This is a genomic window from Salipiger sp. ABF4_146, from assembly GCF_056161345.1.
The window spans coordinates 62,560-86,123 of the sequence record NZ_JBSWYX010000011.1 but is presented as its reverse complement, the minus strand read 5'-3'; the positions used below and the strand labels follow the sequence as shown (position 1 = coordinate 86,123).

Annotated in this window: 22 protein-coding genes; 12 read left to right on the top strand and 10 right to left on the bottom strand. The window is 66.1% G+C overall.

Features of this window, described 5'->3' with window-relative positions; translation table 11 throughout:
• Position 1: 1 nt before the first annotated feature.
• The 4 genes from ACXAJT_RS16720 to ACXAJT_RS16705 are packed head-to-tail and all read right to left on the bottom strand — an operon-like array spanning position 2 to position 4,168.
• On the bottom strand, positions 2-2,161 hold the full coding sequence (locus tag ACXAJT_RS16720; protein WP_475237076.1) for a molybdopterin-binding protein: 2,160 nt from the start codon (positions 2,159-2,161) through the stop codon (positions 2-4).
• Positions 2,158-2,649, bottom strand: coding sequence for a molybdopterin-guanine dinucleotide biosynthesis protein B (gene mobB / locus ACXAJT_RS16715; protein WP_475237074.1), 492 nt, complete (start codon positions 2,647-2,649; stop codon positions 2,158-2,160). The genes ACXAJT_RS16720 and mobB overlap by 4 nt, the downstream gene beginning before the upstream one ends.
• On the bottom strand, positions 2,646-3,296 hold the full coding sequence (gene mobA / locus ACXAJT_RS16710; RefSeq protein ID WP_475237073.1) for a molybdenum cofactor guanylyltransferase MobA: 651 nt from the start codon (positions 3,294-3,296) through the stop codon (positions 2,646-2,648). The genes mobB and mobA overlap by 4 nt, the downstream gene beginning before the upstream one ends.
• Positions 3,293-4,168: a formate dehydrogenase accessory sulfurtransferase FdhD gene (locus ACXAJT_RS16705; protein WP_475237071.1), complete on the bottom strand. Its 876-nt coding sequence runs from the start codon at positions 4,166-4,168 to the stop codon at positions 3,293-3,295. Before ACXAJT_RS16705 ends, mobA begins: the two co-directional genes overlap by 4 nt.
• A gap of 78 nt (positions 4,169-4,246) precedes the next feature.
• Between ACXAJT_RS16705 and ACXAJT_RS16700 the strand changes: the two genes are divergently transcribed.
• Entirely contained in the window at positions 4,247-4,762 is a 516-nt protein-coding gene (locus ACXAJT_RS16700; protein ID WP_475237070.1) for a DUF2478 domain-containing protein, read from the top strand.
• An 8-nt stretch (positions 4,763-4,770) separates the two neighbouring features.
• Here the strand turns inward: ACXAJT_RS16700 and ACXAJT_RS16695 are convergent, their stop codons facing one another.
• On the bottom strand, positions 4,771-5,235 hold the full coding sequence (locus tag ACXAJT_RS16695; RefSeq protein ID WP_475237069.1) for a GNAT family N-acetyltransferase: 465 nt from the start codon (positions 5,233-5,235) through the stop codon (positions 4,771-4,773).
• A 229-nt stretch (positions 5,236-5,464) separates the two neighbouring features.
• Here ACXAJT_RS16695 and ACXAJT_RS16690 point away from each other — a divergent pair, with 229 nt between their 5' ends.
• On the top strand, positions 5,465-5,977 hold the full coding sequence (locus ACXAJT_RS16690) for a hypothetical protein (protein WP_475237068.1): 513 nt from the start codon (positions 5,465-5,467) through the stop codon (positions 5,975-5,977).
• Positions 5,978-6,048: 71 nt separating this feature from the next.
• On the opposite strand, the gene ACXAJT_RS16685 is transcribed toward ACXAJT_RS16690, so the two are convergent.
• The 5 genes from ACXAJT_RS16685 to ACXAJT_RS16665 form a co-directional block, all read right to left on the bottom strand.
• Complete coding sequence (locus ACXAJT_RS16685; RefSeq protein ID WP_475237067.1) at positions 6,049-7,101, bottom strand: L-idonate 5-dehydrogenase; 1,053 nt, start codon at positions 7,099-7,101, stop codon at positions 6,049-6,051.
• 9 nt (positions 7,102-7,110) lie between these two features.
• The gene (locus ACXAJT_RS16680) at positions 7,111-8,388 is read right to left on the bottom strand and encodes a TRAP transporter large permease (protein ID WP_475237066.1); all 1,278 of its coding nucleotides are present in this window, start codon (positions 8,386-8,388) and stop codon (positions 7,111-7,113) included.
• Between the two features lies 1 nt (position 8,389).
• A complete protein-coding gene (locus tag ACXAJT_RS16675) occupies positions 8,390-8,890 on the bottom strand; it encodes a TRAP transporter small permease (RefSeq protein WP_475237065.1) in 501 nt (166 codons plus the stop codon).
• Positions 8,891-9,004: 114 nt separating this feature from the next.
• Complete coding sequence (locus tag ACXAJT_RS16670) at positions 9,005-9,982, bottom strand: TRAP transporter substrate-binding protein (protein ID WP_475237064.1); 978 nt, start codon at positions 9,980-9,982, stop codon at positions 9,005-9,007.
• A gap of 46 nt (positions 9,983-10,028) precedes the next feature.
• Positions 10,029-10,727, bottom strand: a complete 699-nt coding sequence (locus ACXAJT_RS16665; protein ID WP_475237062.1) for a GntR family transcriptional regulator — start codon at positions 10,725-10,727, stop codon at positions 10,029-10,031.
• 133 nt (positions 10,728-10,860) lie between these two features.
• Here ACXAJT_RS16665 and uxuA point away from each other — a divergent pair, with 133 nt between their 5' ends.
• The 10 genes from uxuA to ACXAJT_RS16615 all read left to right on the top strand — a co-directional run bounded on the left by uxuA (position 10,861) and on the right by ACXAJT_RS16615 (position 23,474).
• The gene (gene uxuA, locus ACXAJT_RS16660; RefSeq protein WP_475237061.1) at positions 10,861-12,078 is read left to right on the top strand and encodes a mannonate dehydratase; all 1,218 of its coding nucleotides are present in this window, start codon (positions 10,861-10,863) and stop codon (positions 12,076-12,078) included.
• Positions 12,075-13,529 (top strand): mannitol dehydrogenase family protein, encoded by a 1,455-nt coding sequence (locus tag ACXAJT_RS16655; RefSeq protein ID WP_475237060.1) that lies wholly within the window; start codon positions 12,075-12,077, stop codon positions 13,527-13,529. Before uxuA ends, ACXAJT_RS16655 begins: the two co-directional genes overlap by 4 nt.
• 166 nt (positions 13,530-13,695) lie before the next feature.
• Complete coding sequence (locus tag ACXAJT_RS16650; protein ID WP_475237058.1) at positions 13,696-14,313, top strand: GNAT family N-acetyltransferase; 618 nt, start codon at positions 13,696-13,698, stop codon at positions 14,311-14,313.
• A gap of 60 nt (positions 14,314-14,373) precedes the next feature.
• The gene (locus ACXAJT_RS16645) at positions 14,374-16,197 is read left to right on the top strand and encodes an SLC13 family permease (RefSeq protein WP_475237057.1); all 1,824 of its coding nucleotides are present in this window, start codon (positions 14,374-14,376) and stop codon (positions 16,195-16,197) included.
• A 128-nt stretch (positions 16,198-16,325) separates the two neighbouring features.
• Complete coding sequence (locus ACXAJT_RS16640; RefSeq protein WP_475237056.1) at positions 16,326-17,729, top strand: dihydrolipoyl dehydrogenase; 1,404 nt, start codon at positions 16,326-16,328, stop codon at positions 17,727-17,729.
• Positions 17,730-17,822: 93 nt separating this feature from the next.
• Positions 17,823-19,007 (top strand): LysR family transcriptional regulator, encoded by a 1,185-nt coding sequence (locus ACXAJT_RS16635; RefSeq protein ID WP_475237055.1) that lies wholly within the window; start codon positions 17,823-17,825, stop codon positions 19,005-19,007.
• A 114-nt stretch (positions 19,008-19,121) separates the two neighbouring features.
• Complete coding sequence (locus tag ACXAJT_RS16630) at positions 19,122-20,090, top strand: TRAP transporter substrate-binding protein (protein ID WP_475237054.1); 969 nt, start codon at positions 19,122-19,124, stop codon at positions 20,088-20,090.
• Between the two features lie 5 nt (positions 20,091-20,095).
• Positions 20,096-20,599, top strand: a complete 504-nt coding sequence (locus tag ACXAJT_RS16625; RefSeq protein WP_475237052.1) for a TRAP transporter small permease — start codon at positions 20,096-20,098, stop codon at positions 20,597-20,599.
• Complete coding sequence (locus tag ACXAJT_RS16620; protein ID WP_475237050.1) at positions 20,596-21,903, top strand: TRAP transporter large permease; 1,308 nt, start codon at positions 20,596-20,598, stop codon at positions 21,901-21,903. Before ACXAJT_RS16625 ends, ACXAJT_RS16620 begins: the two co-directional genes overlap by 4 nt.
• Before the next feature lie 479 nt (positions 21,904-22,382).
• Complete coding sequence (locus ACXAJT_RS16615; protein WP_475237049.1) at positions 22,383-23,474, top strand: NAD-dependent epimerase/dehydratase family protein; 1,092 nt, start codon at positions 22,383-22,385, stop codon at positions 23,472-23,474.
• Positions 23,475-23,564 lie beyond the last annotated feature (90 nt).

The window sequence follows — 23,564 nt, the reverse complement described above, 5'->3', positions numbered from 1 at the left end:
TTCAGACCAGCCCGAAGGACGCGTAGGGGATGTAGCGCACCGGGGTGCCGGGCGTCACGTCCATCGCGTCGTCCGGCAATTCCACCAGCCCATCGGCCCAGGACAGCCCGCTGATCCGGCCAGACCCTTCCGAGGCGAAGACCTCTGCGTGACCCTCCTCGGTGAGCCGGGCGCGCAGATATTCGCGGCGGCCCTGCTTCTTGCGCTTTGAAAAGGCAGCGGGCACGGTAAATCCGCGCGGCGCGGCCCACCCGGCGCCGGACATGAGCGACAGTGCGGGACGGGCAAAGACCAGCGCGCAGACCAGCGCAGCCACCGGGTTGCCGGGCAGACCGAAGACCGGCACGCCGTCCCACATGGCCAGCGCCAATGGGCGCCCGGGTTTCAGCGCGATGCGCCAGCTCGACAGTGTGCCGCGGGCGCGCAACAGGGCAGAGATATGGTCTTCGTCCCCCGCCGAGGCGCCGCCGGAGGTGAGGATCACATCGGCACGGCGCGCGCCGTCGCTCAGGCGGGCTTCGATGCGCGCGGGGTCGTCGGTCACATGGCCCAGATCCACCGGCTCATAGTGCCAGCCCTGCGCCAGCGACAGCAACATCGGGCGGTTGGCGTCCCAGATCTGATGCGGGGCGGCGGGCAGATCGGGCGCGGGCACAATCTCGTCGCCGGTCGAGAGCACCCCCACACGCAGCGGGCGATGCACCGGCAGTTCGGCGACGCCAAGCGCCGAGGCCAGCGCCAGATCTGGGGCCCGTAGACGGCGGCCCTTGGGCAGCGCGGGTGCTCCGGCCTCCACGTCCTCGCCCGCCTTGCGGGTGTTGGCACGCGGCTTGATCGGCCCATCGAAGACCACCGTGGTGCCGTCGGTGTTGGTGTCTTCCTCGAGCACCACCGTATCGACACCCTCGGGCAGGATCGCCCCCGTCAGGATGCGCACCGCGTGGCCAGCGGGCACGGCGTGCGGATAGGGCTGTCCGGCGGCGGCGCGGCCCGCGACGAGCGGCAGGCGCTGCACGCCGCTACCGGTGGCGGCATGGGCAAAGCCGTAGCCATCGACGGCGGAGTTGGGCATCGGCGGGTTGGAGCGTTTGGCGGTCACATCCGCCGCCAAAACCCGGCCCGTGGCGTCGGCGGTTGGCAGAGTTTCGACGCCGGTAACCGCATGCAGCGCCGCCCGCAGCTTGGCCTGCGCCTCGTCCACCGGCACCCATGACACGCCCTGCGGCATGGCAAAGCAATCGTCGCGCAGGCGTGGCGGCGCAAGGTCGGCGGAAGGGTCGGTCGGCATGGCGGGCTCGGAGGTCTGGGGGAAGGCGGAACGCGCTGCGTCGGCGAGGGCAGTCTCATGGCCGAGGCCGAGGATCCAGCCCTCTTCGGCATCGCCCGCGCGGGTCAGCGTGTCGAGCAGCGCCGGATCGAGTGCGCGAAGCGCACCGGCCAGCACGCGCACCTGCGCCCGGTCCTTGATTTCCTTTTGCCCGGAAAGCGCCGCGACCGTGTCCTTGATCAGCGAGGGGAACAGCTCCACCAGCACGATGGGCGCGTCCTGCTGCTCGAAGGGCCGCACCGCAAGATCGGGGCCAAAGCGTTCGCGCAGCGCCTGAAGGCGCGGGAGGCCGAGCAGCGCCTGAGACCCAACGGACCCGGCCCCGGCGAGCTTCCACACCGGCTGCGCGCCCGGGGTATCGTCACAGGCGCGCTTTTCGGCAAAGGAATTGACATAGCCGTCTTTGGTGCGCGGCAGGTCGGCGATCTCGCGCGCCATGCCATTGCCCCAGAACGGTCCGTTGCCGGGGAACAGGCGATTCATCCCGGCGGCCACCTCGAGCCGGTTGTTGGCATTGTCCGGCGCGTCGTCGATCCGCTGCGCCAGCGTGTGCCAGATGGCAAAAGGATCGGCGCTGCCGGTGAGGGCCTTGGCGAAGCCGCGCGGATAGGCAAAGGGAAAATCGAAGCCCGCGAGCACCCGCCGTCCGGCGGCGCGCTCCTGCTCGAAGAGGGCTATGAGCGTGTTCGTCGCCGCGGCGCGGGTGCGGTGATAGCTGGCCTCGATGCCCTCGGCGCGGGCGATGCCGATCCAGATGGCGTCCTTGCTCTCGCCCACGGGCGAGGGTTTCGACGCGCCGGACCAGTCGACCACGACAAAGGTGTCAAAGCTCACAGCCCCACCTCTTGCGCGATGAAATCGGCGATGGCGGCGGTGTCGTCCAGATCGAAGCGGGGCAGGGGGGTCTCCACGGCGCTGTCGGCGGCGACGGCGCGAATGCTGGGGTTCTGCAGCGAGAGCAGCGGCTTGCCGGTCTCGGCGCGATGCGCCTCGATTTTCGGGTGCGGCGCGGCCTTGTAGCCTTCGATCAGCACCAGATCGACGGGGCTCAGCTTTGTCAGCAGGTCTGACAGCGACGGCTCCGGGGCATCCCGCAACTCGTGCATCAGCGCCCAGCGATGTGGCGAGGCAAGCAGCACCTCTCGCGCCCCGGCCTCCCGGTGGCGATAGCTGTCGCGGCCGGGCTGGTCGACATCGGTGCTGTGATGGGCGTGCTTGAGGGTCGAGACCGAAAACCCACGGGAACAGAACTCCGCCACCAGCCGCTCCATCAGCCCGGTCTTGCCGCAGTTCTTGCTGCCAGTGACGCCGTATATCCTCATGAGGCGAGCGCCTGCGCCCGCGCCAGGTCCTCGGGCGTGTTCACGTTGAAGAACGGATCGAACGGCTCGGCGGGGAAGACCGCCTCGCCCGCGCCATGCCGGTCGGTCCAGAGCACCACTTTGCGCAGCCCGTCTTCAAGTGCGGCGCGCAGGTCGTTTCGTAGCGAAACAGGCCAGAGGCCGAAGGTCGGGTGCCGGTTGATTTTCTTGCCGCCGCCGGATTTCAGCGCCTCGTCGCCGGAGCGTGGCGTGCAGGCCAGCGCCAGCAGGTGCGGCGCGTCTTCGGCGGCGAGCAGCAGGCGCGGCACCAGATCGCAGGGGAAGAAGGGCGTGTCGGCGGCCACGGTCACGATGCTGTCGGCACCCTGTTCGGCGGCCCAGTCGAGCCCCGCGAGCACGCCGGCGAGCGGTCCGGGGAAGCCGGGGATCGTGTCGGGCAGCACCGGCAGGCCATAGCGGGCGAAGCGGCCCGCATCGCCATTGGCGTTGAGCGCCAGCCCACCCACCTGCGGCTCGATCCGGTCGATGACGCGCTGCAGAAGGGGCGCGCCACCGATCTCCAGTAGCCCCTTGTCGCCGCCGCCCATGCGCGTGGCGAGGCCGCCGGCGAGGATCACCCCCAGCGGTTGTTGCAAGGCTCGGCTCATTCGGCGGCTCCCTGTGCGGATTTGCGGCGCGACTTGCGGTCTTCCTCCGGCACCGAAGCCGGGTCAACGTCGCGCACGAGCCGCTCTTCACCCGACAGGCACACGAAACGCTGCCCACGCATCCGGCCGATCAGCGTGAGGCCCACCTGCCGGGCGATCTCGACGCCCCAGGCGGTGAAGCCAGAGCGCGAAGCGAGCACCGGAATGCCCATCAGCGCGGTCTTGATCACCATCTCCGAGGTCAGCCGCCCGGTGGTGTAGAGGATCTTGTCCTCGGACCCCACGCCATGCCGGAACATGAAGCCCGAGATCTTGTCGACCGCGTTGTGCCGCCCAACGTCCTCCATATAGACCAAGGGCTTCTCCTGCTGGCACAGCACCGTGCCATGGATTGCCCCGGCCTCGAGGTAGAGCGAGGGCGTGGTGTTGATCTCTTTCGCCAGAGCATAGAGCCACGAGCTGCGCACCTCGGCGTGGGGCAGGGAAAGGCCCTCGAGCCCCTCCATCATGTCGCCGAAGACCGTGCCGACGGCGCAGCCCGAAGTGCGTGTCTTCTTCTGCACCTTTTCCTCGTAAGAGGTCTCGCGCTCGGTGCGGACGACAACGGTCTCGATCTCGTCGTCGTAGTCGACGCCGGTCACCACATCATCGGCGCGCAGCATCCCCTGATTGCGCAGGAACCCCAGCGCAAGATACTCGGGGTAGTCGCCGATGGTCATCGCGGTGACGATTTCCTGACGGTTGAGATAGATGGTGAGCGGGCGCTCCTCGACCACCGAGATCTCGGTCTCGGCACCGGTCTGATCGGTGCCCGAGATGCGCCGTGTGAGGCGCGTGTCGGTGGGATTTGGGAGCAGGGGAATTTCGGGCATGCGGATGATCTTGCGCCTCCTCTGGCCTGCGCGTTGGGCATCTTGTAACCTGTGCCGCGGAGTTTCAAGGGGACGAGCATGCTTGGGTACGTAACGGGTCTGGGACGCGGTGAGGTGGACCGGCTGATGCGCGAGGTCGCCGACCGGCTGCGCGCCGAGGGCTGGCCTCTGGCGGGCGCGGTGCAGCACAATATCGAGACCGGGCCGACCAGCAAATGCCACATGGACCTTCAGGTTCTGAGCGGCGACGACGTGGTGCGCATCAGTCAGGACCTCGGGGCGCTGTCGCGGGGCTGCCGGCTTGATCCGCAGGGGCTCGAACGCGTTGTGGGGCTGGTGAGCGTCGGGCTGCAGAAGGGCGCGGCGCTGCTGCTGGTCAACAAGTTCGGTAAACAGGAAGTCGACGGGCGCGGCTTTCGGCCGGTGATCGGCGAGGCGCTCTCGTCGGGTGTGCCTGTGCTCGTGGCGGTGAACGAGGGCAATCTCGAGGCGTTTCTCGGGTTTGCCGAAGACCTTGCCGAAGCGTTGCCGGCGGAGGTGGACGCGGTGATGGCGTGGTGCCGGGCGCGGATGCGCGAGGCCGCCGAGGTCTGAGCCGGGGCTTAGAGCCGCACCGTCGCGCAGCGGTTGCCGCGTTCCGCGACGATCCGCGCGCCGGCCCCGAGGGCGATCTGCAGCATGGCCCGGTTGTCGTGGCTGAAGGTGGCCTCGACGGTCTCGATCCCCATGTCACGGGCGTGCTCCAGCGCGGCGGCGAACAGGCGGCGGCCATAGCCGCGGCCCTGATAGGCATCCTCGACCGACAGCGCGATCTCTGCATGAGCCTCGCCGGCACAGTAGAGTTCCATCACGGCGCGGGTGTCGCCATCGGCCTCCAGACCCAGCAGCAGGTCGGGGCGGCTGGTCTCGGCGCGGCGTTGCAGCCAATCGGGTCCGGCGGGGCACTGGAAGCGGCTGCGGCGGGCGGCGGCGCTGAGCCGCTGCCAATGTCCCATCAGCAGATCCGCGGCACGGCGCAGCGAGCCTTCGGTGGGAACGGAATGAAGATGTGCTTCTGCCTGTGCCATCAGGGGTCTCCGGGCGGGTCATCGTCGCTTGTCGGGGGAGATAGGGGCGGGGCGGGCGTGTCACCATCGCCAATCGCGTGACCCCGCCATGCGGCAGGCTCATGCCACGTAGCGACGGCGGGTTGATAAGTCCGATAAAATCTGTCAGGAAATGGCGTAGGCCAGCGCCAACGCCAGCTCAGGACAATGATCCGGTCGCACAGCGACCGCCCGGACAGGCGGAGACACCATGGCAGATATGCAAGCAACCCCCGAAGGCCCCAACCACGCACGCTGCGGCGGATCCGCAGGTATTTCGGACCTTACCGGTCTGGGCCGCCACGATCTCACCGTGCTGATGATCGCGCGCTATTTCTTTCAGTCCTTCGCGCATCCGCAGTCCGAAGGCTGGCTGCGCGCCATGTCGGGGGCCGAGCAGGTGCTGGGCCGGGAAGACGCGCCAGATGTGGTCTTCGCGGTGTTGCGCGCGGTGCAGGAGATGCGCCACGCCCGGCGCAACCCGTTCAACTTCTCCAATCCAGACTGTCCTGGCTGCGCGGCGCGGCTGTGCGGGCACGAGCGGCTGTTTCTCAACATCTTCCGGGCGATGCGACGGGGGCGGAGGGCGGATGCCGAGGCGCATGCGCTGCTGCTTTGCGAGGGCAATGCGGGGCAGCGCCTGATCTGCGCGATGGGAGAGTTGGCCGAGACCATGCCGGGCGTGCCCATGCGCCCGTCGGCAGAGCGGCAGCCCACGCATTGACCGCTGCAGACCCTGAATAAGATGAGAGCCGCGCTGGGTGGGCAGCGCGGCTCTCGGCAAAGGGCGGAAGATCAGCTGAAGGTCAGCTGCACCTTGACCGCCTTGCCCCGGTCCATCGCCAGTTCCACCGCCTCGGCGGCTTCATCGACCGGCAGCGAGTGGGTGACGATGGGTGCAAGTGTCATGGCCCGCGAGTTGATCAGATCGACCGCCTGACCGAACTCGGCATCGAAGCGGTGCGTGCCGCACAGGTTGATTTCTTTCGAAACCAGCATGTTGAAGGGCACCGGCGTGTCGCCCATCACGCCGACCTGCACGATGGTGCCGAGCGGGCGGGTGCAGGCGATGGCCGAGCGGATCGCCGGGCCGGCGGCGGAGCATTCGAAGCACAGGTCGAACTGGCCTTTCTCGGCTTGGTAGTCGACAAGATCCGCAGCGTGGGTGGCAACGTTGATGACGCGGGTCGCGCCAACCTGCTTGGCCACTTCCAGCGTTGCGTCCTGCAGATCGGTGACGACGATTTCCGACGCGCCATAGTGCTTGGCCAGCGCAACGCAAAGCGCGCCGATCGGGCCTGCGCCGGTGACCAGCACACGCTTGCCTTCGAGCGGTCCGGCGACCTGTACCGCACGGGTTACTGCGCGGCAGCAGACGGCGAGCGGTTCGGCCAGCGCGGCTTCGGCCATCGGCACGCCCGCGGCGATCTTGTAGCACTGGCCGGCGCCGATCGCGACGCGGTCGCGGAAGAAGCCCTGCTCGTGCGGGAGGAACATCGCCGAGCCCTTGAAGCGCATGTTCATGCAGTGCTGGTGGTCGCCCTGCTGGCAGAACTTGCAAGTGCCGCAGGGGTGCGACGGGTTCACCGCAACCACGTCCCCGACCGACACGCCGTCGACGGCCTCGCCGACGGACACCACGGTGCCCGCCGCCTCGTGGCCGATGATGATCGGCTCCTGAACGCGGATCGTGCCGATGCCGCCGTCGGCGTAATAGTGGATGTCGGAGCCGCAGATGCCGCCCGCGCCGATGGCGACCACCACCTCGCCCGCACTGGGGCTCGGGTCTTCGATGGTCTCGACGCGCAGGTCTTTTTGTCCGTGCAGCCGTGCGATGCGGTTGGTCATTGGATCGTCCTAGTTCTCGAGGAGGGAGGGCAGCCAGGTGCTGAAGAAGGGCACGTAAGAGACCAGCAGCAGCACGATGATATTGGTGATGATGAAGGGCATGATCGCGCGGGTGACCTGCCACAGCGTGACCCGACCGATGCCGGCGCAGATGAACAGACACACGCCGACCGGCGGGGTGGTCAGGCCGATCATCAGGTTGAGCACCGCAAAGACCGCGAAGTGCAGCGGATCGACGCCGACGCCGGTGGCCAACGCCAGCAGCGGCCCGAACAGGATGATCAGCGCGGCGATGGTCTCCATGAACATGCCGACGAACAGCAGCACGAGGTTGATCAGCAGGATCACGAGGAACTTGTTATCGGTGAGCGAGAGCACCGAGTCCGCGATCATCTGCGGGATGCGTTCCGACACGAGGATCCAGCCAAACACGTTGGCAAGGCCGACCAGCACGAGGATCGCCGCGGCCGAGACGGCGCTGTCGATCAGGATCTTCGGCACGTCGCGGATCTTCAGCCCGCGGTAGACGAAGGCGCCGACCACGAAGGCGTAGATCGAGGCGACCACGGCGGTTTCGGTCGGGGTGGCGAAGCCGATCAGCAGGCCGCCGACGATGAAGCCGGTCATGGCCACCGCCCAGAACGCGCCGAGGAAGGCTTTCCACAGCTCACCCGCGCCCTGCCAAGGCTGGCGCGGGAAGTTGTTGCGCTTGGCGATGATCCACGCGGTGACCATCATCGCAACGCCCATCAGAATGCCCGGCAGCGCGCCGGCGATGAACATCTTGCCGACCGAGATGCCCGACAGCGTGCCGACGATGATCATCGGCACCGAGGGCGGGATGATCGGCCCGACGGTCGAGGAGGCGGCGGTGATCGCAGCGGAGAAATCGGCCGGGTAGCCCGCCTTCTTCATGCCGGGGATCATCATGCCACCGATCGAGGCGGCGTCGGCCGCGGCGGTGCCCGAGATGCCGCCGAACAGCATCGAGGCGGCAACGTTGGTCAGACCCAGACCGCCGCGCATCCAGCCGACCAGCGCCTGTGCCAGCCGCACGATGCGCCCGGTGATGCCGCCGGCGTTCATCAGGTTACCGGCAAGGATGAAGCCGGGGATGCAGAGCAGCACGAAGCTGTCCATGCCCGCGTACATCTTTTGCGGGATGACGACGAGGGGCATGCCCTGAAACAGGATGTAGGCCATCGACGAGACGCCGAGGGTGATTGCCACCGGCAGGCCGATGATCAGGCCGCCGAGGAAGCAGCCGAGCAGGATAGTCAGCTCCATTTCAGAGCTCCTCTTCGGATTTTTCAGGGAGCCCATGCTCTTGGTGGGTCAGCATCCCGATGACGCGCAGCAGCGCGAACAGGCTCAGGGAGACCAGCGCAACAAGCACCGAGGCGTGAACGAAGTCCATGCGGACGCCGAGCGACGGGGCGGTCTGCCGCACGCCGATCGACACATAGAGCCAAGTGGCCTTGAGCAGCAGCACACCAAAGCCGACGGTGATCGCGGCGCAGATCAGCCGCAGCAGCCAAGAGACGCGGTCGGGCAGGGCTTCGCAGACGATGTCGACGTTCACCAGATCGCCCGATCTGTAGGCCAGTCCGACGCCGAAGGCGGCAAGGTAGAGCAGGGCGAAGCGGGTCAGCTCTTCGGTCCAGACGACCGCATCGATCAGCCCCGAGCGACCCAGAAGCTGGATCACGACGGCGACGATGATGGCGAGAAAGCTGAGCCCCGTCGCGATGCGGGCGATGATGGTCAGGATCGAGACGACCTTCTGCATGGGATGGCTCGCTGTGGAATTTAAGAAAAGGGGCCGGACCAAGAGGGGAGGAGGGTCCGGCCCCGGGCGCGTGGGCCCCGGAGGAGGGAGGTGGGGCCCACGATGGGGTGGGTCTTACTCCGCGAAGAGTTGTTCGACCTCGGGCTTGATCTCTTCAGAGACCGAGGAGAGCACCGCGTCCTTGGCGGCTGCGGCAAAGGCCGCGTTGTCGACCTCGTTGAACTCCATGCCCAGTTCGGTCAGCTGGTTCACCAGCTGCTCTTCGTCGGCGAGGAAGAGCTCGCGCTCGTAGTCCTGCGCGCGCTGAGCCGCTTCCATGACGTTGGCCTGATCTTCTTCGGACATCTGGTTCCAAGCCATGTCCGAGATCGTCAGGTAGATCCACGACCGCACATGCTGGGTCAGGTTCACGTAGTCCTGCACCTCGTTGAAGTTCGCCGATTTGATCAGCGCCAGCGGGTTTTCCTGTGCGTCGATGGTGCCGTTCTGCAGCGAGGTGAACACCTCAGAGAAGGCCATCGGGGTCGGGCTCGCGCCGAGCGCCTGCCAGACGTTGAGGAACAGCGGCACGTTCGGCACGCGCATCTTCAGGCCGTTCAGATCGTCGGGCGAAGAGATCGGACGGTTCGACGTCAGGTTGCGCGGACCACGGGCGAAGTAGGCGATCGGGCGGATGCCGACCTGCTCGATGATCTGCGCTTCGATGCGCTCGCCCAGTTCGCCACCTGCGGCCGCGTCCATGTCTTCGAGCGTGGTGTAGGCGTAGGGCACGGCCAGCAGGGCCGCCATCGGCGCCCAGTTCTGCAGCGACTCGCCGGTGATGGTCATGTCGGCGGTGCCAAGCTGCATGCCGTTGATGACGTCCATCTCCTTGCCGAGCGTCTCGTTCGGGTAGACCTCGACTTCGATACGGCCATCGGTGAGGGTGGACAGCTCTTCGGCGAACTTCATCGAGGCTTTGTGCCAGATGTTGTCCTCGTTGGCCGGGTGGCCAAGCTGCAGCGTGATGTCCTGTGCCATGGCCGAAGCGCTCAGCGCAACGGTGGCGATGCCGGTCATCATAAGGGTCTTCAGGGTCTTAGCGACGGTCATGGTGTCCTCCCTTTCAGGGTCGCTGGGATCGATGCCGTGCACACACTCACGCGGCATCGGGGTCGAAGTAGTCCGGGAATGCCTCGCGGATGGCGGGCAGGTCGGAAAGGATCATTTGCAAGTGGCCGCGCATCGCCTTCTCGGCGGCGACGGGGTCGCCAGCGTCGATGGCGTCAACCACTGCGGTATGCTGGGCAATCAGGTGCTTGAGCGGGAAATGCGCCGAGGTCATCTGGCGCACACGGTCCATCTGGCTCTTCATGCCGTCGATCACTGCCCAGGCGTTGGGGCGACCGGCGCCACGGGCCAGCGTGTGGTGAAACTCGTCGTCGAGGGGCACGAAGGCGGTCGGGTGCGCGTCCACCAGTTCGGCCTGCGCGGCGATCTGCGCGCGCAGATCCTCGACCAGCCCGTCAGGCCGCTCGGTGGCGCAGAGCTTGACGATATCGGCCTCGACCGCCTCGCGGACGAAGCGCGCATCCATCACCGCGCCCACAGAGATTTTTCGCACGAAAGAGCCGCGCTGCGGGCGAATTTCAAGCAGGCCCTCTTCGGCGAGCTTGATGAAGGCTTCGCGCACGGGTTGGCGGGAGACGCCGAAGCGGGTGCCGATCTCGGCCTCCGAAAGACGAGTGCCGGGTTCAAGCTGGTTGCGTGTGATGCACTGGCGCAGGGCCCTGATCAGCTGCGGGCCGACAGGGGCCGACAGGTCGACCGGCTCGATCTGGATTATTCCGATTCCCATGGCACTCCTCCTGAGCCGCGAAACTGCTCCATACTTCCATACTAGTCAACATCAGAATCCGCTGATAAGGATCTGTCACCACCACCGGCGCCGACGATAGGCCCGGAACAGTTGACGAAAGGGAGGGAAAGCGATGCGTCAGACCTGGCGTTGGTTCGGTCCGAAAGACCGCGTTAGCATCGACGACATGATGCAGGCAGGCGTTGAAGGCGTTGTTTCGGCGCTGCATCACGTGCCCACCGGCACCGTCTGGTCCCCCGAGGAAATCGCACAGCGCCAGCAGGAGATCGCCACCCGCAAGGACGGTCGTCCCTCGACGCTGGTCTGGGATGTGGTCGAATCGCTGCCCGTCTCGGAAGATATCAAAAAGCAGAAGGGCGACTGGAAAGCCCATATCGAGAACTGGAAGACCTCGATGCGCCACCTGCGCGAGGCCGGGCTCGAGACCATCTGCTACAACTTCATGCCGGTGCTTGACTGGACCCGCACGGATCTGGCGTGGGAGCGGCCCAGCGGGGCGCGCTGCATGCGCTTCGACCTGATCGATTTCGCCGCCTTCGACATCCACATCCTCGAACGCCCCGGCGCTGCCGAGAGCTTCCCCGACGCGGTGGTGGCCGAGGCCGCCGAGCGTTTTGCCAAGATGGATGACGCTTTCAAGGAAAAGCTGGCGGGCAACGTCGTCTTCGGTCTGCCGGGCGCCGCCGAGAAGTTCACCTTGGACGACGTGAAGCTGCATCTTGCCGAGTATGACAGCATCTCTGAAGAGAAGCTGCAGCAGCACATGATCGACTTCCTGTCGGAATTGACGCCGCTCGCCGAAGAGCTGGGTATGCGCCTGTGCTGCCATCCGGACGATCCGCCCTTCCCGCTGCTGGGTCTGCCCCGGATCATGTCGACCGAAGCGCATTACCGCAAGATTCTTGACGCGGTGGACCTGCGCGCCAACGGCGTGACGCTCTGCACCGGCTCGCTTGGCGCCCGCCCGGACAACGACCCGGTGGAGATCTTCAAGGCGCTGGCCGACCGCGTGCACTTCCTGCACCTGCGCAACGTGACGATCGAAGGCACCGAGGTGATGAACTCGCTCTACGAAGACGAGCATCTTTCGGGCCACACCGACATGGTGGCGATGGTCGCCGCCGTTGTCGCCGAAGAAACCCGCCGCAAGGCCGAGGGCCGCGCCGACTGGTCGATCCCCTTCCGGCCCGACCACGGTCAGGACATCCTCGACGACATCGGCCGCGAGGCGCAGCCGGGCTACCCGGCGATCGGCCGTCTCAAGGGGCTGGCGGAACTGCGCGGCATCTACCGCAGCTTCGAGCACAAGCTGGTCACGGGGGCGGCATGAGGCTGACATCCCTGAGCCAAGTGCCCGAGGCGCTGCGCCCGACCTATGATCCGCAAGCGCATGGGGTGGGCATCGTGCACCTTGGCCTCGGCGCCTTTCACAAGGCGCATCAGGCGGCGCTGACCGATCTGGCGATGACCGCAGAGGGCGGCGACTGGCGCATCCTTGGGGTGTCGCTGCGGTCGCCGAAGGCATCGGACGAACTGCACCCGCAGAATGGGCTCTACACGCTGATCGAGAAAGGCGCCGAGGGCACCTCGGCGCGGGTCATCGGTGCCATCGCCGGTGCCATCTGTTCGGCAGGCAACCCCGAGCCCGCGCTGGAGGCGATGGCCGCCGAGGGCACCAAGATCGTGTCGCTTACGGTGACGGAAAAGGCCTATGGCCTCGACCGTGCGGCGCAGGGGTGCGACGTGGCGCATCCCGCCGTTGCCGCAGACCTGGCCAATCCTGCCGCGCCGCAGGGCGTGCTGGGCCTGCTGACCGAAGCGCTGCGCCGCCGCCGCTCGGCTGGGCTCGCGCCCTTCACCGTGCTGTGCTGCGACAACCTGCCGGAAAACGGCGTGCTGCTGCGCGGTGCGGTGGTCGATTTCGCGCGCCGGATCGATGCTGATCTTTCGGAATGGATCGCGCTCAACGTCGCTTTTCCGTCGACCATGGTTGACCGCATCACCCCGGCGGCGACCTCCGCCACGCTGGCCGAGGCCGCCGAGCTCACCGGCTGCGAAGACCTCGCCGCTGTCGAGACCGAGAGCTTCTGCCAATGGGTGATCGAGGACAACTTCCCGCAGGGCCGCCCGGCCTGGGAGGCGGCGGGCGCGATCTTCACCGATGACGTGGTGGCCTTCGAAGCGATGAAGTTGCGGATGCTGAACGGCAGCCATTCGATGCTGGCCTACGCGGGGTTCCATGCGGGCTGCACCTACGTCCGCGACGTGATGGCGAATGCGCCGCTGGCGAAGCTGGTGCGCCGTCACCTTGCGACCGCCGCCGCGACGCTGCCGCCAATCCCGGGCATCGACACCGCCGCCTATGCCGACGCGCTGGCGCGCCGCTTCGAAAACCCGGCGATCGCACATGAGACTTTCCAGATCGCCATGGACGGGTCGGAGAAGATGCCGCAGCGTATCTTCTCGGCGGTGGCAGACGCGCGGGCCAAGGGCATCGATTGCCGCGCTTTCACCTTCGCCACGGCGGCCTGGCTGCGCCACCTGAGCGGCGCGACCCATGACTGCGACGCCTATGTCCTGCGCGATCCCCGCGCCAATGAACTGCTGGCCATGGCGGCGGGCAAGGACGCCGAAGAGATCGTTGGTGCGCTGCGCGGCGCGTCCTTTGTGCCGCCGACTGTGGCCGAGGATGACGCCTATTGGATCGAGGTCACCGGCCTTCTGGCAGAGATGCTCTTTGAGCCGATGCAGGATGTGATCGCCCGCGAAGCGGCGGCCTGAACCTCTTTCTGCCGCGCGGCATCTTGGCTCTCTGCCGGCCGCGCGGCAGTCGTTGGTATACCATCAATGACCAAACACCGCTTATTGGCGGTGTTTGCGCAAACGGTATGTCTGGAATTACTGTCCCGTCATGAATGTCGCTGTATGATCGGCTTGGGAGGATGCCATGCCATATACCGACATTGATCGCGGGTCCCGGACCTTTATCACTCCACGCCGCAAGAGCGCGGAACAGGCCGAAATCTCGCGTCTTGAGAACGAGTTGCGCGCTTTTGTTGCGGTCGCCCTGCAGCACGGACTGCGGGACTATTGCGAGATTCGCCATCCCGAGCTGACCCATGAACTGGATGCTGGCCTGCAGCGCGCGCGCCATCAGGCCGAATCGAAATACGAACGGGTGATGGCCCGTCTCGCCAAGGTGCCGGGGTTGATCGCAAGCGTCGGCGACACCGGCGAGCGGACCTATTACCGTAACAGTCAGGAAAACGTCGCCTATATCGAGCATTCGCTGTGGAACAAGCGGTTCATCCTCAGCGGCATCTGGGTGGCGCCAGCGCATCGCGGCAAGGGCATTGCCCATCGCATCCTGCGCCAACTGGTCGATGCGGCGGATGCCTGCGAACTGGGGATTGAGCTGCACCACGAGCCCTTTGGCGAAGAGGGGCTCGACAAGCCGGCGCTCGAAGCCTTCTACAACCGCCACGGCTTTCAGCATCACGAGCTGACACCGGGCGCGATGTTCCGCATTCCCCGGACTCCGCTTGATCACCACGACAGATCCTAGCTTCACTAAGGCCTGAGCCCGCCAGTCCCGGCGGGCACGGCCAACGGAGGTGAGGCACGGATGACGCTCGAGCTGGCCCTGGTGCTCGGTCTGCTGGTGCTTGCGCTCGTGCTCTTTGCGCGGGGCAAGCCGCGCATGGATGCGGTCGCCGTCATGGTGATGGTCGCGCTGCCCTTCACCGGCGTGCTTAGCATGTCCGAGGCGCTCTCGGGCTTTTCCGACTCCAGCGTCGTGCTGATCGCCGCGCTCTTCGTCATTGGCGAGGGGTTGGTGCGCACGGGGGTGGCGCAATGGATGGGCGATCAGATCATCGCCCGTGCCGGTGGCCGCGAAGGGCTGCTGCTGGTGCTGCTGATGCTTGCCGCTGCGGTGCTTTCGGCCTTCATGAGTTCGACTGGCGTCGTCGCCATCTTTGTGCCGATCGTTCTGGGCATCGCCCGACGCGCAGGGATCGGGCCGGGGCGGCTGATGATGCCGCTGTCGATGGCGGCCCTCATTAGTGGGATGCTCACGCTCGTCGCGACCCCGCCCAACATGGTGATCCACGCCGAATTGGTGCGGCGCGGTCTGGAGGGGTTTTCGTTTTTCGCCTTCCTGCCCTTCGGCCTGCCGGTGCTGATCCTCGCTATGATCTACATGCTGGTGATGCGCCGATTCCTCGCGCCCGATGCGCCGCCGCCGGTGTCGGAAAGGCGCCCGATGGCCGAAATGATCGACAGCTACGCGCTGCGCGGGCGGCTGGCGCGGCTGCAGGTCACGCCGGGATCCGATCTGGTGGGTCACCAACTGGGAGAGCTTGACCTGCGGGGGCGCGACGGGGTGACGATCCTGACGCTCGAACGGCCGCGTCGCTGGGGCACGGAAATGCTGCGCCCGACGCGCGAGACCGTGCTGCAGGCATCGGACATTCTGCTGCTTGGGGTCGTCGGGGAGAGTTTCGATCTTGAGAACTGGCGGCGCGAGCGAAAGCTGCAGATGCGTGCGCTCGGGGCCGAAGACCTGACGCGCCCGGACCGAGAGGTTGGTATTGCCGAGGCAATGGTGCCCCCCGGATCGCGGCTCGCTGGGCGCAGCCCCGCCGAGGCGCGGCTGCGCACACGGCGCGAATTGACGGTGATCGGCCTGCGCCGCGGCAGCGGCCCGCTGGACGGTGCCGGGGCCGACACCGCGCTGCGACCGGGCGACACGTTGCTGCTCTTAGCGCCATGGCCCGCGCTGCGCCGCATGTCCGAAGACCGGCGCGATCTGTTGCCGCTCGACCTGCCCGAAGAGGCTGATGGCGTTGCCCCTGAACACCACCGCGCGCCGCTGGCAGTGGCGGTGCTGCTGGTGATGGTGCTGGCCATGGCGACGGGCGCGCTGCCCAACACCCAGGCGGCGCTGCTCGGCTGCCTCGCTATGGGTGCATTCGGGATCATCGGGATGGATGGTGCCTACCGCGCGATCAACTGGCAGACGCTGGTGCTGATCGCAGGCATGATGCCGTTCGCCACCGCGCTGGAACGCGCGGGCGGCGTCGATCTTGCGGCGCAGGCGGTGCTGGGGCTGATGGGAGACATGCCACCCCGCGCCATTCTGTCGGTGCTGTTTCTTGCCACCACGGTGCTGAGCCTCTTCATCTCGAACACGGCGACGGCGGTGCTGATGGGGCCGGTGGCCATGGCGGTGGCGGACGGGCTTGGCGCTTCCCCCTATCCCTTCGCCATGTGCGTGGCGCTCGCCGCCTCTACCGCCTTCATGACACCCGTGTCGTCGCCGGTGAACTTGCTGGTGATGGTGCCGGGTGGCTATCGATTCACCGACTTCCTGCGGATCGGTGCGCCCTTCACGCTGGTCACCATGGCGGTCTGCATCTTCTTGTTGCCGATCCTGCTGCCGCTCTGATCCGGGCCGCTTGACCCCGAACAGCTTCCGCGCCGAGACTCGGGAACAAGCACGGCGCTGCCCCGTTTACCCTGCGTCCCCACACGGCAGCCCGCCTTCCTCCCGAGGTGCGGCGGAAAGGAGCCCTCATGCCCGACACACTCTCCTGCGACGTCGCCGTCATCGGCGCCGGCACCGCGGGCATCGCCGCCGAGCGCAACGCGCGCAAGCATGGCGCTTCGACGCTGCTCATCGATCCCGAATTTTCGGGCACGCTCTGCGCCAATACCGGCTGCATGCCCTCGAAGCTGCTGATCGCGGCGGGGCGCAGCGCGCAGCGGGCGCGTGGCTCGGGGCTCTTTGGCATCCAGACCGGTTCGGTGGCGGTCGACGGGCCCGCGGTGTTGAGCCGTCTGCGCGACGAACGGGACCGCTTTGCCGCGGCCACACGTCAGACCTTTGAAAAGCTTCCCGCGGGCACCTGCCTGCGTGGACGGGCCCGATTCACCAGGCCGACCACGCTGGAACTGGACGATGGCACGCGGATCGAGGCCAAGGCGGTGATCATCGCCACCGGCTCCGCCGCGATGATCCCGCCGCCGTTCCGCGATCTTGGCACGCGCCTGCTGACCAATGAGTCGATCTTTGAGTTGCCTGATCTGCCGCGCAGCCTTGCGGTCATCGGCGCCGGGGTAATTGGCGTCGAACTGGCGCAGGCGATGGCACGGCTGGGCGTGCGGGTGACGGTCTTCGATCTGGGTAAGCAGTTGGCCGGTGCGCGCAGCGATGCGATACATGAGGCGCTGAAGTCCGCGCTTGAGGCGGAACTTGACCTGCAACTCGGGGTCGAACCGGATCCGGAGCCCTGCGAGACGGGCGTGACGATCCGCTGGGACGGCGGGGCAGAGAGTTTCGACAAGGTGCTGGTGGCGTCGGGGCGCGCGCCGCGTCTCGATGGTCTGGACTTGGAAGCGACAGGCCTCTCGCTCGACGACAAAGGCATGCCGGATGTTGACGCGGCGACCCTGCAATGCGGCACGGCGCCGATCTTCATGGCGGGCGACGTCAATGGTGCGCGGCCGGTGCTGCACGAAGCCTCGTCCGAAGGCGCCATTGCCGGGCGCAACGCCGCCGCCTTTCCTGCAGTCATTCGGTCCGAGCGCAGCCTGCCCTTCACCATCACCTTTACCGAGCCGCCGCTTGTCAGCCTCGGGGCTGACCCGGAGGACGCCTCTGTCATCGGGACCGCGGACTATTCCGATCAGGGCCGGGCGCGGGTCGAGGGGGAAAACCACGGCACGGCGCAGATCTACGCCGCCGCGCCCGATGGCCGGATCGTGGGCGCCGACCTGTGCTGCCCCGGAGCGGAGCACATGGGGCACCTGCTGGCGCTGGCGGTGCAGCAGAAGCTCACGGTTTCGGACCTGCTGGCGCTGCCGGTGTATCACCCGACGCTCGAAGAGGGGCTGCGCGGCGCGCTACGCGAGATTTGTGCGGCGCTGCCTCTGCCTTTGCCGGGTGACAGCGACAGCGGCGCGCCGGCGGGCGGCTGAGCGCCATGGACCCTACAGCCGCCGGGGCGCTATAACCGCACGGCAGGCAGAAGGGCAGGGCCAAGCGATGGGCACAGCAACAGGCACGCGCCGATGATTTCGCGCAACCTCCGGCACCTTCGTGTCTTTCTGGCGGTGGCCGAGGAAGCCCAGATCACCGCCGCCGCAGAGCGGTTCAACGTCTCGCAGCCCGCCGTCACCCAGATGCTTGGCAAGCTGGAGGCGCAGGCTGGCGGCGCGCTGTTCGACCGGACCAGCCGTGGCTTCGTGCTGAACGAGCGTGGCGCGGTGCTGGCGGCGCGTCTGCGCCGAGCGTTTCGGCAGCTTGATGCGGCGCTCGGGGCGATCTCGCCGCGTCTGCCGGCGCTGGCCACAAGCGGCCAACTGCAGGCGCTGATCGCGGTGCACGACAGCGGCGGCTTCACCCTCGCCGCAAAGGCGCTCGCGCTGTCGCAGCCCACCGTGCACCGCGCTGTCAGCCAGCTTGAAGAGGAGATCGGCGAGCGGCTTTTTGACCGAACGTCGCAGGGCCTGATTCCCAGCCGTGCCTGCCGCGCGCTGGTGCCGCGCGCCCGGCTGGCGCTGAGCGAACTGGATCAGGCCGACATGGATCTCGGCGAATTCGACGGCCGCGAGACGGGCCGGATCGCCATCGGTACGCTGCCTTTGTCGCGGTCTGTGCTTTTGCCGCGCGCGCTTTCGGCGTTTCGGCAGGCGCGCCCCAACATGCGAGTTACGGTGGTGGACGGCACGCATGAGATGCTGCTGTCGGGTCTGCGCCGCGGCGATGTCGACGTCATGCTCGGGGCGCTGCGCAGCACCCGCCCGGCGCCCGATGTGGTGCAGGAAACGCTGTTTCACGACCGCTTCGCCATCGTCGCACGGCCGGGGCATCCGCTGGCTGGACGCGGGCCGGTCCCGCCGTCGCAACTGGCCCGGTTCCCATGGGTGGTGCCGGGTCCGGGGACGCAGCTAAGGCGCCAGTTTGAGGCGATTTTTGCCGCTCACGACCTGCCGCTTCCCGCCAGTCTGATCGAGGCCGGTTTCATTCTTCTTATACGTGAGTATCTCGATCTGAGCGATGCACTGGCGTTCACCTCGGGCCGTCAGGCGGCGCCGGAATTGAGCCGCCGCAACCTCGTTCAGCTGGAGACCACGGAAAACCTCCCACTGCGGCAGATCGGGCTGACGACGCGGGTGGGTTGGTTGGCCTCGCGGCCGCAGCAGCTGATGATCGATTGTCTGCGCGCGGCGGCCAAGGGCCTTCCTGCCTTATAGCGAGAAGTTATGATGGAATGCGTCGAATGTATTGGTGCTGCCGAAAAGATCGCTCCACAACCTATGCCGCACACGGCCTGTCATGCAGGCAGGCGTGATCTTGGGAGGATTACCATGCGTTCTGTTCTTCTTGCCGCGGCCCTTGGCCTTGCCTCCACCTCTGCGGCCCTTGCCGAAGATTTCAAATTTGCCAGCTTCTTTGCGCCGACCCACCCCTATGTCGAGGGGGCTTTTGAGCCCTTCGCCAAACTGGTTGAAGAGAAGTCCGGCGGCGATCTGTCGGTGACGATCTACAACGGCGGTGAGCTTGGGCCGGGTCCGGCCGAGCAATACAGCCGCGTGCTGGACGGTGTGGCCGAACTGGCCGTGTCGCTGCCGGGCTATACCGCGTCGACCTTCCCGCTGACGCTGACCGCCGAACTGCCGGGTGTGCTGAACACCGAGACCGGCACCGCCGACATCTGGAACAACATCGAACTGTTCCAGCCCGAGTACCGCCGCGCCATTCTGGTCAGCCTGTGGTCGTCGGCGCCGAACCAGCTTTACACCCGCGACACCGCCGTGCGCAGCCCGGCCGACATCGAAGGGCTGAAGATCCGCGTGCCGTCGCGCAACACCGGCCTGCTGGTCGAGGCATGGGGCGCGACCCCGGTGTCGATGCCGGTCAGCGAGATCTACAACGCCATGCAGACCGGCGTGATCGACGGCGCGATGATCGACACCACGGCGACCCGAGCCTTCCGGCTGGGCGAGGTGGCGAGCTACCTGACCATCGGCATGGACACCACCAACTCGCCGTTCTTCATCCTCGCCAACCGCGATGCCTTCCGCAGCCTCGGCGATGATCAGCAGGCGGCGCTGCTTGAGGCGGGCAAGGAAGCCTCGGTTCTGGCCAATGAGGTGCAGCTTTCGGTGGCCGCAGGCGGTGTCGAAGCCTTTGCCGAGATGGATGGTCGCGAGGTGATCGAGCTTAGCGCCGACGAGGCCGCCGCCTTCAACGAACTGGCCGCGCCCGTGGTCGAGAGCGTGGTTGCCGAGACCGGCGGCAGCGCTCAGGCCATCGTCGACGCGCTGTCGAAGTAAGCGCCATGACGCGCTCTGAAACCCGGGTCCTGTCGGTTATCTCCGACAGGGCCACCGCGATCCTCGCGGTGATCGGCGGGCTGGCACTGCTGCTGCTGGTGGTGCTGATCTTCACCGGCGTGGTGCTGCGCTACGTGTTCGGCCAGCCGATCCTCGGCTCGAACGAGATCATCCAGCTGACCGCCGTGGCGCTGGTGATGTCCGCGCTGCCCTATTGCACGCATCTCAATGGTCACGTGACGGTCGACGTCTTCGACCGGGTGCTTGGTCGCTTTGGCCGAATGGCCGGGGATGTGCTGGCGCGGGTGCTGTCGGGCTATGTGCTGGGGGTGCTATGCCACCGCGCCTACTACAAGGCGCTCGACGCTGCCGAATTTGGCGACACCACCAATATGCTGGGCCTGCCCCTTTGGCCCTTCTACGGAATTCTCGCTCTTGGTTGCGGGTTCTGCGTGCTGGTCTTCGCGCTGCAGATTCTCAAGCTGGTGATCTACGGAGAGGAACTATGACGGATGTCTCCGCGGGCCTTGTCGGTATTGCCTGCCTCTTCCTGCTGATGATCCTGCGCACGCCGGTGGCCTTCGCCATGCTGCTGGTTGGGTTCTTTGGCTACTGGGCGCTGTCGGGCTTCCGCAGCGCCAGCGCGATGCTGATGACCGAGAGCTACTCAGCTGTGTCGTCCTATTCGCTGATCGTCGTGCCGATGTTCGTGCTGCTGGGCAATATCGCCTCGGTGGCGGGCTATTCGCGCGGGCTCTATGATGCCGCCTACGCGTGGGTCGGCCGCTTCAAGGGCGGGCTTGCGTCTGCCTCGGTGATCGGCTGCGCGGCTTTTTCGGCGGTCTCGGGCTCCTCGGTGGCCACCGCCGTGACCTTGGGCAAGGTGGCGCTGCCGCAGATGAAACGGCTTGGCTACGGCGACGGTCTGGCCACCGGATCGGTGGCTGCCGGCGGCACTCTGGGATTCCTGATCCCGCCGTCGACCGGCTTTGTGCTCTACGCCATCCTCACCGAAGAGAGCATCGGGCGGCTGTTCATGGCGGGGATCCTGCCGGGGCTGCTGCTGAGCGTGCTGTTTATCGGGGTGATCTGGCTGCAGGCGTCGCTCAACCCCTCGGTCGGCCCGCAGGGCGAAAAGCTGAGCTGGGCGGACCGTATCCGCATCTCGTCGGAGGCATGGCCGCTGTTTGGCGTGATCATCGTGTCGATCGGCGGCATCTACCTTGGCGTCTTTACCCCGGTCGAAGCCTCGGGCATTGGCGCCGGCCTGGTGATCCTTCTGGCCCTCGTGCAGCGCAAGCTGAACTGGCCGGGCTTCAAGGCGGCCATTCTCGACACGCTGAAAACCTCGGCCATGCTGTATATGGTGGTGATCGGGGCGAACGTGCTGAACCCCTTCCTTGCGATCACCCACATTCCGGCGACCCTCGGCGCGCAGCTCGAGACGCTGGGGCTGGGCGCCTATGGCACGCTGATCGTGATCCTGCTGGCCTATGTGGTGCTGGGGATGTTCATGGACGGTCTGTCGATGCTGGTCATCACCATTCCGATCGTCTTCCCGGTGATCACCGGCTTCGGCTTTGACCCGATCTGGTTCGGCGTGGTGGCGGTGATCGTCATCGAAATGGGCATGATCACCCCGCCGGTGGGCATGAACGTCTTTGTCGTGCGCGGCGTGGCCGGGCCGTCAGTGCCGCTGACCACCGTGTTCAGCGGTGTGGCGCCGTTCCTGCTGGCGATGCTGGTGGGGCTGGTGCTGATCATCGCGGTGCCGCAGATCGCCACGTTCATTCCGGACACAATGTTCAACTAGGCCGAAAGCGGACAAGCACGAGTGTCCGTGTAAGGGGCCCCGCCGAGCAATCGGCGGGGCCTCGCCTGTTGCCCTCGCCGGGCGCGCTATGCGGCAAAGTCACTGGGTTTGCGGCTCGAATCGTGCCAAACTCACTCGTGCGCGAATGAGTTCTGGCTACGAATCCACGCTATTTTCGGATTCTCAGGTCAGGGACGAGACTGTTGACGGGCTTGGGTTGCGGCGTCTGAAGCGACAAGAAGGGCAGCAGGTGAACTGATGCCAGGATTTTCGCTCAACAATGGGGCAGCTGCTTGCAATCGGGCGCGGATGCATGGCGCAAATTATGGCCATGTTGCCGATTATCGTGTAAAGGATTCGAGTAGCTAAAAATTTTGAACTTGTAAGTTACAGATTTCCTTTAATTTTCCTAAGGGCCCCAGTTTTTCCGGGGCTTCGCCGGAGGTGCTTTTCATATGCGAATTGGAACGGAGAATCCGATGAATATTGTTGTCTTGGGATGCGGGGGCTTTATTGGCAGCCATCTGCTTGATCGACTCCTCGCCACCACCGATCACAAGATCATTGGTTGGGATCCGTCGAGCGAGAAGATCCAGAAGCATCTGGACCATCCAAATTTCACGCTCCACCAGAAGTACGTTGATGACCCCGACACGCAGCATGACCTGCGCGACGCGGTCGCAGGCAGCGACGTCGTGGTTAACCTCGCGGCGATTTGCAACCCGTCAGAGTACAACACCAACCCGATCAGCGTGATTAAGTCGAACCTGTTCGACGTCTATCCGATCGTCGAGCTTTGCGTTGAGCACAAGCGCTGGCTGATCAGCTTCTCGACCAGCGAGTGCTATGGCCGCACGCTGTCGAGCTACGTGGGCGACACCGAATACGCCGACCCCGATCTTTACGAGCTCAAGGAAGACGAAACGCCGCTCATCATGGGCCCGATCGTCAACCAGCGCTGGACCTACGCTTGTGCAAAACAGATGGTCGAGCGTCTCGTCTACGCGCACCATAAGGAAGACGGACTGCCGTTCACCGTGGTGCGCCCGCTGAACTTCTTCGGTCCGCGCATGGACTATATCCCGCAGCGGGACGGCGACGGCGTGCCCCGCGTGCTGGCGTGCTTCATGGGCGCGCTGCTGAACGGCGACCCGCTGAAGCTGGTGGATGGCGGCAAGGCGCGCCGCACCATCGTGTCGATCTACGAGGCCGTCGACGCCATCTGCCGCATGCTCGACAATCCCGAGAAGGCAAATGGCCACGCTTTCAACATCGGCAACCGCAACAACGAGGTCACCATGGCCGAGCTGGCGGACATGATGCGCAAGACCTACGCCAAGATCACCGGCGATCCCTCTTACGAAAACTACCCGATCATCGAGGTCAGCTCGGAAGAGTTCTACGGGGAAGGCTATGAGGACTGCGATCGCCGGATGCCCGATATCTCGAAGGCCAAGGAATTGCTGGGCTGGGAGCCGAAAATCGCGCTCGAAGACGTTCTTCTCGACACGATGACCTATTTCCACGAGCAATACTCTGGAACCATGGCGCGCGCGCACGTGGCTGAATAAACGCCTCCCCTCGCCATTTCTTTTGCCGCGCCCCCTCCCGGGCGCGGCAATTTCGTTTCTGGGCATGGCATGTGGCGCCGTGACACCGAA